Origin of the sequence: Paenibacillus sp. P22, from assembly GCF_000469945.2 — a bacterium.
Classification (GTDB): Bacteria; Bacillota; Bacilli; order Paenibacillales; family Paenibacillaceae; genus Paenibacillus_O; species Paenibacillus_O humicus.
In genome coordinates this window covers 20,774-31,422 of sequence record NZ_CBRA020000132.1, presented here as the reverse complement: position 1 = coordinate 31,422, position 10,649 = coordinate 20,774, and the positions used below count along the sequence as shown (strand labels likewise).

Below are 10,649 nucleotides of genomic sequence, written 5' to 3'. Positions count from 1 at the left end.
GCAGCGCCTTGGGGCGGCGGCTGGAGGGTAACAGCGGCCGCAGCGGTGGGAGTCAGCCTGTGCGTATCGGGCGGATCGGTGCTGTTCGCTGCAAGCAGGCTGGCCGGAAGCCTCTCGAGGGATGAGGCGCTGCCGTTCAGCAGGCAGCTGTCCTCCATTGTTCGCAAGGGCAGGACATTCGCCTGGGGTGCATGCGCTGCCGCAGCTTGCGCGGCTCTGCTGGCGCTGGCGGCCGGCATGCTGATGAATGCGATGACGGGTGCCGTCCTCTTTTTGCTGGCGCTGGCGATTGTGCTGCAGCACGGTGCCCAGCTGATACCGCTCGTCCTGTCCATGACACGGGAAGGGAAGGATAAGCTGGCGGCCATGCAGCCTCTCTGGTCGCTCGGAAGAGCGGGCACTTATGCGAAGCCGCTCGCCGTCGCGGCGCTGGCGGCGCTGATGGCCGCCGCGGCATTCGCAGCTCCTGCCGCAGCCGCTGCTGCGGCAGCATGGCTGCTTGTCTCCGGAGGCATGTTCCTGCTCAAGGGCAGACATCGTTACGAGGGCATGGAGAAGGGAATGAGACTTAGCCAGGAAGAGCTGCTGCGGACGGAGAGGTATCATCCCCAATAAAAACGGAATACGGCTTGCGGGGCAGAGCATCGAGAGAGCGGGAAATTTCCCGCTCTCTATTTCCCGGGGAAGCGCATAAAGCAACAAGATGGAGAAAAGTTCGACAGCCGTTGTCGTCAATGCGAACCGAATGTCGAAATGGGAGGGTTTCGCACCTGCAGCCATTTCTTTCCCTCCGTCCATCCTTTATAATGGAGCCTGAAAAAGGAGGGGAGCCCATGGAATTGGGAACGATCACATCGGTCAATACCGGGCTGCCGGCCGAGATGGCCCACGGCAGACAGACGATTACGACGGGAATAAGGAAAACTCCGCGCGAGGGAGCGGTCCGAGTCGGATGGACAGGCCCGGAAGGCGACGGCCAAGGGGATCTTGAGCATCACGGGGGACCTGACAAGGCCCTATGCGTTTATGTTCATGACCATTATCCTTATTGGGAAAGGGAAATGGGCAAGCGGCTCGAGGCCGGTGCTTTCGGGGAAAACGTCACGCTGGAAGGGACTACGGAGCAGGATGTCGTCATCGGAGATATTCTGGCGGCCGGAACGGCGCTGCTGCAAGTAAGCCAGCCGCGGCAGCCATGCTTCAAGCTCGGCCTGCGGCATGGACAAGCCGACCTGCCGCTGAAGGTGCAGCAGACAGGCAAGACAGGATTCTATCTGCGCGTTCTACGGGAAGGGGACATTCAGGCCGGAGACAGCTTGACGCTTGTCAGCAGGCCGGAGCACGGGATGACTGTGGCGGCAGCCAATGTCATCTATTATTTGCACAAAACCGATAAAGCGGAAATGGACATGCTGGCGGCCATCCCTGAACTTTCCAGCAGCTGGAAAGAAACTTTAATGACGCGAATCAATAATTTGAAGAAGTAAAGATAATTATGTAAACCAAAGGGAGGCAAAGTTTCAAACCAGGGCCAAAAGGGGAGAAATCCCCAATCAGCCCTGAATTGAACTCGAAAAAACGTTAACCCTGGTTCACCGTGTGCGGAGCCAATGATCCGCTATGCGCTGTCCGTGGAAACGCCCTGACTCGATGAAGATTTCATTGGCTTGATGCCTGGAAGCAACGACTCCGGCGAGATAAATGCCGGGAACATTGGTTTCCATCGTCTCCTCGTCGAAGCGGGGGTAGCCCTCTGCCTCGATGGCGACGCCAACCGACATCAGGAATTCGCGGTCGGGATGGAAGCCGGTAAGAGCAAGCACGAAGTCGTTGTGAAGCTCGCGGATGCCGGCCTCATCCTGAACGACGATGGCGCGCGGCTTGATCTCGATGACTTGGGAGCCGAACAGCATGGAGATCTTGCCCTTGGCGACCAGGCCTTCAAAGATTGGTCGGACCCACGGCTTGATCGAACGCGAATAGTCCGGCTTGCGGTAGACGACCGTCACCTTGGCGCCGGCGCGGTTCAGCTCGAGCGCGGCATCGATGGCGGAATTGCTGCCTCCGATGATGGCGACCTCCATGCCGGTATAAGGATGAGCTTCCCGGAAGAAATGGGACACTTTGCCCATGTCCTCTCCCGGAATTCCGAGCCGGTTCGGATGGTCGAAATATCCGGTCGCCACGACGACGGCTTTGGCGGAATAAACTTGCTTTTCCCCGTAGCGGTTGTCGGTTTCCAGCACAAAGCCTCCATTCGGCCGGGCTGTAATCGAAGTGACCGCTTCATAGGCGTTCACGCGGACACCGCTGCGAAGCGCCACGGTCCGGTAATAATTCAGCGCCTCAAGACGCGAGGGCTTGTCCATCGCCGTCGTGAACGGCAAGCCTCCGATCTCGAGCATTTCGGGTGAGCTGAAAAATTGCAGGTAAGTAGGGTATTGGGAGATGGAATGGACCAGATTCTCTTTCTCGATGATCAAGGAGCCGATGCCGCGGCTCTGGAATTCGACCGCTGCGGCCAAGCCGCATGGGCCTGCTCCGACGATGATGATTTCTTCTTCTTGCACTTGCTGACGACCTCCGATCATGCAACTGTAACCTATATTGTACAATTCAAGCCGGGGAGGGGCAAGCTGAGCAAGCGCCTCTGTGTACGGAGCCTCTATTTCATGTATAATGAATTCATTGATTTCAAAAGTTTATTGGGTGAGGGGGGATCTGGGATGCGGCGGAGATTCGTCATTGAAGCGGTCATGGTTGCGACTTACGGACAGCTGCTCGTTCCGAGCCTGCCGGTCGACTTCGTGCTGCCTTATTCCACCATTCTGGAGCTCTACGAAATGAAGGACAGCGAGGAGCCGATCATGGACGATCCGGCCGAGGATGTGTTCGTGCGCGGCAAAGTGGCCGAGCTGATCCAGTTTTTCGAGGATTCGCTGAACCGCAAAAAAATCGAGAGGGCTCTCCAAGTGCCGTGGAGGGAAAGCTCTCCGCTTATATTGGATGAACGGATTCAATTCACGGTCGTGAATGCCGTAGACAATGCGCATTACGGGGATTATTTCGACCCTGTGGAGACGGAGCTGCTGCTTACGGCATCCAAGCTTCAGATTCCGCTCTTGTCGGATCAGTACGAGTTCCAGGATAAGCTGATCGAGGCCGAGGTGCCGGTGCTTGTGTTCGACATCGAGGATTTCGATTATGCGCTGGAGGAGGCGCCGCAGCTTTAAGGCGGCAAAAAAAGAGGAGCAGCCCGCGGAGACGCGGACTATTCCTCTTTTTTGTTCCGGTCGATCGCCTCGGACATCGTTTTGTCGGTCAGATGCGCGTAGATCTGCGTCGTATCCGGGGAAGCATGGCCGAGCTGCTCCTGCGTCTTGTACAGGTCGTTGCGCAAATAATAGTCGGTCGCGAACGAGTGCCGGAGCTTGTGGACGGACAAATAAGGCTTGCCGAACCGCTTGGCATATTTGAGGACCATCTGCTGGATGGCTCTCTTCGTCATGCGCGAGCCCTCCTGATTGCCGTTCGCGATGGCGAGGAACATCGCCTTCTCGCGGCGGGGCGCCTTGTAGCGGCTGTCTCGAAGCTGGATATAGCCGCCCAAGTCGTCAAGCGCCTCCTGGCGGAAATAGACAGGCGTCTTGAACGTGTCGTCGTTGCTCCCTTTGCGGTAGACGTAGGTAAGCTTTTTCTTGAGGTCGATATCGTCGACGTTGAGATTGACGACCTCGGAGACGCGCAGTCCGGAGTGGAGGATGAGGCTCACAATGCACGCATCCCGGACGGAATTACGCTCGTAGGCGGACAAAGCCTGCTTGTTGTTCGCCACATCGGCGCCATAGCCGACACGGACATAATGCAGGAATTCGGAGATTTCCTCCTCCTGGAGCAGCTTTCCCTCCAGCTTCGCCGCTGTATCCTTGGGCTTGTGGGTGCGCTTGATCGCGACCTTGGCCATGATGTTCCGCTTCAGCAGCGGGTAGAAGTCGTCATCCTCGGCAATTTGGCTCAAGTAATGGAAAAGCGAGCGGAGCGAGCTCAGCTTCCGGGATATCGTCGTCCGCGTATTGGCGTGCTCGGGGCGGGAAGCCAGGTGCATCCGGTAATGGTCGATGCTGTCCATGTGCAGCTTCTCCAGCTCCAGCAAGGCGACGTCCCGCAGGGCAGGGCCTTCGGCCAAGCCTTCGGCGATCATCCAGCCGAAGAAGGTTTCGTAATCCCGTACATATTCAAGCAAGGAAGAGGGGGAGAGGTCCGGCAGCTTGTAGTTGATGAACTTCTCCACATACCAGGGCATGGAGGGGACGCGCCGGTCGAGCTCCTGACGGTCTTTTATTTTTAAAATATTCATGGCATGAACGGCCTCCAGTCTAGACCTTTATTTTATCAAGCCGGGACGTTTCCAACAATCATCTATTAGTAAGAATAGTTATGTAAACCATATTGCAGAAAATAAAAAAACAGGCCGGAAAAAGGCCTGTACCTGAAAATCGTGTTCAAGTCCATGCTTAAACAAAATGAATGGTAATATGCAGAATCTCGCTGCGGCTGAACAGCCGGATCGGCGGTCCCCAGGTGCCAAATCCGGAAGAAACGAGCACATGCATGCGGGACTTGATCATATATCCCCAATCCAGCTCGAAAAGGCGGCGAGTGACGAGATGATTGGGAGCGAACTGGCCCCTATGGGTATGCCCGCACAGCAGGAGATCGGCTCCGGCCGCCGCTGCCTTGTCGAAGGCGTAGGGCTGGTGGTCCAAGACGATCAAGGGAGCCGATGGATCGGCGCCGCGCACAAGCTCCTGGACGGAAAGACGGCCGCCGAAGGCCGGACTTTCGGCTGTTTTGTCCTTGCGTCCGGCGATGAAGACGCCGCCGGTCTCGACCAGCTCGTCCTGCAGGACCGGAATGCCGGCGTGAGCCATGGCTGCCGTATACTCATCGATATGGCCGCCGTAATACTCGTGGTTGCCGAGCACGGCGTAAGTGCCGAGCGGAGCTTTGAGCCCGGAGATCGTATCGGCCATCTTGTTGCGCAAAAACGGCTTGACGCTGTCGTCGATGACATCGCCGGGGAGCAGGATCAGATCCGGCTTCAGCTGTTCGGCCTTGCGCACGAGCTTGCGCAGATGCCTGTTGCCGACGATGTTGCCCAGGTGGATATCCGATGCGACCATGATGCGGATGCCGGTTCGTCCCGGCACGGATTTGGCGATCTCAAGCGTATGTTCTCTGACGACAGGGCTCCATGCGTTCCGGGAGCCCCAGAAAAGCAGGATCGCGAGCAGCGCCAGCACCGTCCATCCGGCTGCTTGGACGTAAGCATCCGTATCGCCGCCTGCGGCGTTCCATGCGAGGCCGATAAGTCCGGCAGCGGGAAGGAGAAGAATCAAGTATTCGAGAATCGCGACATAGAAGGAAGAAACGACTTTGACTCCGCGAATGAGCGCCGAGTCCCAGACGCGGATCAACCCCATGGCCGCAAAGTAGGAAAGGGCGAAGAAAATGACGGGCAGCCATATCCAGCCCGTCTGGAGATGGTAGGATTGCATGAATGCGGATGCGGACCATCCAATATAATAGGTAATGGCCGCGTAGATGAGGATAAATACCGCGGCTCCTGCGCTTCTTTTAACCTTCATGTTGTCGTCTGGCAGCTCCTTTTTATTGTCCGCGCTGGAATCCGTTTGGACAAGAACATAGTCTTTAAATACAGGTTACAGCCTTTTGTAACTTTGTTGCAACTTCTTGGGGAGATGAGCCGTTTATAATAGGGAACGAGGGCAAATGATTCAGGGCGATCGAGAACGGGTAATATGCCAATGAATCGGCCTGCGAAGAGAAAGGGAGTCGAACCCCAATGAAAAAAACGATGTTCAGCATGATGGCTGCAGCGGCAATCGTATTCTACTTCATCTCCACGGCCAACGCGGTCGGCGGCGATTATCAGCCCGTGAAGAAGACCGCAGACACCCAAACGGACTATATTAATGGATTGACTCATAAAGACGGCAAATGGTACATAACCGCCGACAAGATCGACTGGTACGAAGGCGCTCAGGCGGATGAGCAGTTCCTCAAGCATGAGCCGGATTCCGGCTTGGACGGAGCTCCGGACGGCTATTACATCGTCAACGACGATCCTTCCGTCCAAACCTACGAGGTTGCTCCCAATGCCGAAGTGCTTATGCAGATCTATGACAAAGGAAACGACGCTGCTGATACCGAGTGGAACGAGCCGATCTCGCTCGAGAAATTCGCCCAGCTTTATCCACAGACCGATGTGCTTGATTTGAGCTATTTCCCGTATCACATCACCGTCAAGGACGGAATCGTAACGAAGATCGTTCAACAATTCGTTCCTTAATGAATGCAAAGCCCCGCTGATCAGCGGGGCTTTTTTTGTTTCCAACATTACTTCAATGGAAGGTCGAGCTTCCGGTTGTTCATGAGCTTGCACGCCCATGCAGCCGCGGCAACGCCGTATAGCAAGGGATAGACAATCGCGGCCAATCGAACGGAGGTGGCTGCGCCGTCATACTGCGTCAATGTGCGTACCATATGCCAGGCCGGAGGAGCAAGCCAGGCCAATCCGTTTGCCGGCGCCGGAAGCTGGTCCAGAATGCCTTGTCCCGAGAAGGAAAGGGCAATGACGGCCAGCAGCAGCAGATAGGAGATCGAGCGGGAAGATATCAACCGGCTGTTGAACAACGATGCAATTCCGACGCCAAGCACCGACATCACGATGTGGCTGCCGAATGAAAAGGCTAATTCGGACACCTCGGGAGCTCTGGCGAACTTGTGGAACAGGGCAGGGTACAGAACGGCGAATGCTGCCAAGGGAAGCGAAAAGCACCACGCGTAGAGCAGCTTGGAAGCGAACAGCCGCAGGAACGAACCCGCCTGCAGCGAGAGGATCATGTCCTGATTGGCTTCTTCCCCTTCCATGACTCCGATGCAGACCCATATCATAATCAAGAACAAGAAGGAAGAGGAAAACGCATAGCTGCCCATGACCGGATTCGGAACCTGGGCGTAGATGAACAAAAGGGCCAGCAAGAACAGCGAGAGCGGCGCCGCATAGCGGTAAGAACGAAGATGGCAGCGGCAATGGTAGGCCAGCAGGTGGCGCATTTTCAGCCCTCCTTTATCGGTATCACGACGTCGACGACCGCCCCGGCTTGCAGCAGCGCAAGGAGGAGCTGCTGCGACTGTCCATAGGGGAGATGAACAATGAAATCATCGGACCCGAGCAAATCGTTGGACTCGGCCAGCTGACGTCTGGCTTGCGGATATCTCATCAGAATTTGTGCCAGCATGTCCGGCTCGGCTCTGCCTTTGATTTCGACCTGGCTGTGGGAGGGCGCTGCCGCCGCCTGGGATGGAACGTTCGATTCCACCGAAAGGACGCCTTCCTTCAGTTGCAGCATGGTGCCGCCAAGAGCCTCGATCAGCAAGGAATCATGCACGGCTGCCACAACCGCTGTGCCTTCCATATGAATCTTCTGCAGCGCTTCCAGCAGATGAGCCTGCGATTCCGCATCCAGGCCGGACAGCGGTTCATCCAGCAAAAGCAGATCCGGCTTTTGCAGCGAAGCCTGCATGAGGTTTACTTTTTGGAGCATCCCTTTGGAATAGTGGAGCAAATAGGCGGAGGAACCGGGATCCAGCTGAAAAAGCCGATGGAGCTCGAGGATTTTGTCCGCTAAGACATGCTTGTCGATGCCGGCAATCCGTCCCATATATCGGAGGTATTCGGACGATGACAATTTCAGCTTGGGAAGATGATCGGGCGCGTAGCCGATCCGAATGGTTTTATGCGCGGCTACCTTGCGGATTCCGGAAGTAGGGGCGACCAGGTTCGCGGCAATTTTGATGAGCGTGCTTTTGCCGGAGCCATTGCTTCCCTGCAGCATATAGACATGTCCGGAATGAATGGATAAATGGACGGAAGATAATATTTTTCGCTTATGATAAGATTTGGAGATATTGGAAAGAGTGATGATCGGTTCCTGCTCCACAAGCCTTGCCTCCCCTGCGTTTTCGCTTCAGACCGTATCCAGCGTACCTTATTTGACTGTTGAAAGGCAATGTTTGGAAGATTCCGTTTGGTAGAGAAGTCGAAAGATGCTGAAATGAAGATCGATAAAGGCCCATGGACAAACCGTTGCGTGAAGTATCTGGCGGCTCCGGAATTAAAATACGGATCGCATCGAAGCCGCTCTTCTCGTGCCTTGCATCATATCGGAATGATAAAGGCGCCTTTCCTGGAGGAAAGGCGCCTTAAATGATGTCTATGATTAGGCTTTATCTTTTTTTCGTACAGGAAGGAGCAGAGTCAGACTGACCAGGGACACGAAGATCGTGGCGCCCATATCCGACAGGATCGCGATCCAAAGCGTCAGCCAGCCCGGAATGGTGAGCAAGAGGGCGATGAGCTTGAGGCCGAGAGCTACGCCAAGATTGAAGCGGATAATCCGGTTCGTTGTTTTTGCGGTCCGGACAGCAGAAGGAAGCTTCGTCAGATTGTCCTGCATGAGTACCAGATCAGCCGTTTCAATGGCGCTGTCCGTGCCTTTTCCCATGGCAATGCCGAGATCGGCCGCCGCCAACGCAGGAGCGTCGTTGATGCCGTCGCCGATCATGGCCACCTTGCCGGACGACTTGAGCTCTTGGATGCGCTTGACTTTATCTTCCGGCAGCAGGCCGGCATACACATCGGTCAAGCCGGCTGCTTTTGCCATGCGGTCTGCGGATTGAGCGTTGTCGCCGGTCAGCATGACCGTGCGCCAGATGCCGGCTCGGCGAAGCCCCTGCAGCACCGCCGGGCTTTCCGGCCGCAGCTCGTCAGATATGCCGAACATGCCCAGCACGCGGGTATCGTCGGCAACGAGCACAAGCGTATAACCTTGCTTCAAGAACGAATCGACCGATGCTCTGATGTTGTCATAGTCGGCAAGGCCGAGGCTCTCGATGAGCTGCTGGCTGCCGAGGGTATAGGTGGCTCCGTCCTTCGACGCCTTCAGCCCGCGTCCTGCGGCCGTCTCGGATTCCAGCGGCTCGACATGCACGGAGTGCTGCTCGGCATAATCCAGAACCGCTCCCGCAAGCGGATGGGACGAACCGCTCTCGATCGCGGCCGCGATCGGCAGGAACCGGTCATCCCAACTTTCCGCGGCCGCGACATGCGGCCGGCCTTTGGTCAACGTTCCGGTTTTATCGAAGGCGATCAAGTCGATCTTGCCGAGCTGCTCCAAAAAGGCTCCGCCTTTGACCAGAATTCCTTCGCGCGCCAATCGGGTGATTCCGGCCAGGATGGCAACGGGCGAGGAGAGGATCAAAGCGCATGGACATCCTACGATAAGGACGGCCAGCCCTTCATAAAGCCAGTGGTTCCATGAACCGCCGAGCAGCAGCGGAGGGATGAGGATGACGAGCAGGGAAACAAGCATAATAAAGGGCGTGTAGTATCGGGAGAAGCGGTTGATGAACAGCTCTGTCGGCGTTTTCGATTCCTGGGCTTCCTGCACGAGCTGCAGGATTTTGGCCAGCGAGGACTGCTGGTAAGCCCGGTCGATCCGGACTGTCAGCATGCCTTCGTTGTTGAGGCTGCCGCCGAAAACCTGATCGTCGATCTTCTTGTCGACAGGGAGCGACTCGCCTGTAATCGCCGCTTCGTTGACAGAGCTCTGACCGCTTACGATCGTGCCGTCCGATGGGATCTGCGAGCCTGCTTTCACTAACACGAGATCGCCTTCGCGAAGCCGGCTTACCGGGACGGATTGCTGGCCGCCGTCGGCCAGCAGCACGGCTTCCTTCGGCGCAGCCTGCAGCAGCCGGTCCATGGAACGGCGGGCACGGCTCATGCCGAGGCCTTCAAGCAGCTCGTTGATGCCGAACAGGATGGCGACGAGCGTAGCTTCCTTCCATTCCTGAATCGCTGCCGCCCCGACCAGCGCGACGGTCATGAGCGTATCGATGTTGAAGCGAAAGCGCAGCAAATTGCGTAGTCCTCTCCAGAACGTCGACCAGCCGCTCAAAATTATCGCCGCGACATAAAAGACGATTTGCATCGTGTCGGAGAGGAGGGAGCCCGACCATGCCGCCAGAGCGAACAGCAGGAAGGAGACGCCTATGAGATACAGGGTCAAGCGGCTTCCATCTCCATGATCGTGATCATGATGGCCGTCATTGTGATCGTGTCCGTGGCCATCGCTGCCGGTGTGAGAACCTGCTTGAGCATTGCCGGTGTCTGGGGCTTCGCCTGAAGCAGCCGCCGCTACGCCAGCAGTGCTGTTCCATTTCGATTGGCTATGGTTATGGTTATGGCTATCTTCGCTGCTGCCGTGTTCATGCTCCGAAGAATGGCCTTGGCCTGATTCCGGCAATACGCAAGAAGAGGAAACTCCAGCATGAGGGCTTGAAGCCGCCGCGGCTGAACCGATCAAAGCCGCTCCGTCCGATTTCAATATTTTTCGCAGCTTATCGAGCGGCACCCGCTCGTCGATGACAAGCCGAGCCGAGGAATAATGAAGAGTAGCCGTATCGCCGTAAGGAAGCTTGCGAATTTCACGTTCGAGCTCGAGCGTGCAATTGCCGCAGCTGAGACCTTTTACCCGGTATTCCGTCATCGTCGGTACCTA

10 protein-coding genes are annotated in these 10,649 nt (G+C 56.4%); 4 read left to right on the top strand and 6 right to left on the bottom strand.

Features of this window, described 5'->3' with window-relative positions; all coding sequences use genetic code 11:
• Both BN871_RS28525 and BN871_RS17980 read left to right on the top strand, forming a co-directional pair.
• On the top strand, window positions 1–615 hold a 615-nt coding region (locus tag BN871_RS28525; protein ID WP_198158063.1), incomplete at its 5' end, for an amino acid permease.
• Window positions 616–833: 218 nt separating this feature from the next.
• The gene (locus BN871_RS17980; protein WP_048748207.1) at window positions 834–1,487 is read left to right on the top strand and encodes an MOSC domain-containing protein; all 654 of its coding nucleotides are present in this window, start codon (window positions 834–836) and stop codon (window positions 1,485–1,487) included.
• A 105-nt stretch (window positions 1,488–1,592) separates the two neighbouring features.
• Here BN871_RS17980 and BN871_RS17975 read toward each other — a convergent pair whose 3' ends face one another.
• A complete protein-coding gene (locus BN871_RS17975; RefSeq protein WP_048748206.1) occupies window positions 1,593–2,591 on the bottom strand; it encodes a YpdA family putative bacillithiol disulfide reductase in 999 nt (332 codons plus the stop codon).
• A 135-nt stretch (window positions 2,592–2,726) separates the two neighbouring features.
• Between BN871_RS17975 and BN871_RS17970 the strand changes: the two genes are divergently transcribed.
• Entirely contained in the window at window positions 2,727–3,233 is a 507-nt protein-coding gene (locus tag BN871_RS17970) for a hypothetical protein (protein WP_021878179.1), read from the top strand.
• 38 nt (window positions 3,234–3,271) lie between these two features.
• Here the strand turns inward: BN871_RS17970 and xerS are convergent, their stop codons facing one another.
• Together xerS and BN871_RS17960 are read right to left on the bottom strand one after the other, a co-directional pair.
• Window positions 3,272–4,357 carry a tyrosine recombinase XerS gene (gene xerS / locus BN871_RS17965; RefSeq protein ID WP_048748205.1) on the bottom strand — a complete coding sequence of 362 codons (1,086 nt, stop codon included), beginning with the start codon at window positions 4,355–4,357 and terminating at the stop codon, window positions 3,272–3,274.
• A 157-nt stretch (window positions 4,358–4,514) separates the two neighbouring features.
• On the bottom strand, window positions 4,515–5,648 hold the full coding sequence (locus BN871_RS17960; RefSeq protein ID WP_048748204.1) for a metallophosphoesterase: 1,134 nt from the start codon (window positions 5,646–5,648) through the stop codon (window positions 4,515–4,517).
• 218 nt (window positions 5,649–5,866) lie between these two features.
• Between BN871_RS17960 and BN871_RS17955 the strand changes: the two genes are divergently transcribed.
• A complete protein-coding gene (locus BN871_RS17955) occupies window positions 5,867–6,373 on the top strand; it encodes a hypothetical protein (RefSeq protein ID WP_021878182.1) in 507 nt (168 codons plus the stop codon).
• Window positions 6,374–6,420: 47 nt separating this feature from the next.
• On the opposite strand, the gene BN871_RS17950 is transcribed toward BN871_RS17955, so the two are convergent.
• The 3 genes from BN871_RS17950 to BN871_RS17940 form a co-directional block, all read right to left on the bottom strand.
• Complete coding sequence (locus BN871_RS17950; RefSeq protein ID WP_048748203.1) at window positions 6,421–7,140, bottom strand: hypothetical protein; 720 nt, start codon at window positions 7,138–7,140, stop codon at window positions 6,421–6,423.
• Window positions 7,141–7,142: 2 nt separating this feature from the next.
• The gene (locus tag BN871_RS26280; protein ID WP_021878184.1) at window positions 7,143–8,027 is read right to left on the bottom strand and encodes an ATP-binding cassette domain-containing protein; all 885 of its coding nucleotides are present in this window, start codon (window positions 8,025–8,027) and stop codon (window positions 7,143–7,145) included.
• Between the two features lie 279 nt (window positions 8,028–8,306).
• Window positions 8,307–10,637, bottom strand: a complete 2,331-nt coding sequence (locus tag BN871_RS17940) for a heavy metal translocating P-type ATPase (RefSeq protein ID WP_048748202.1) — start codon at window positions 10,635–10,637, stop codon at window positions 8,307–8,309.
• Between the last annotated feature and the right edge of the window lie 12 nt (window positions 10,638–10,649).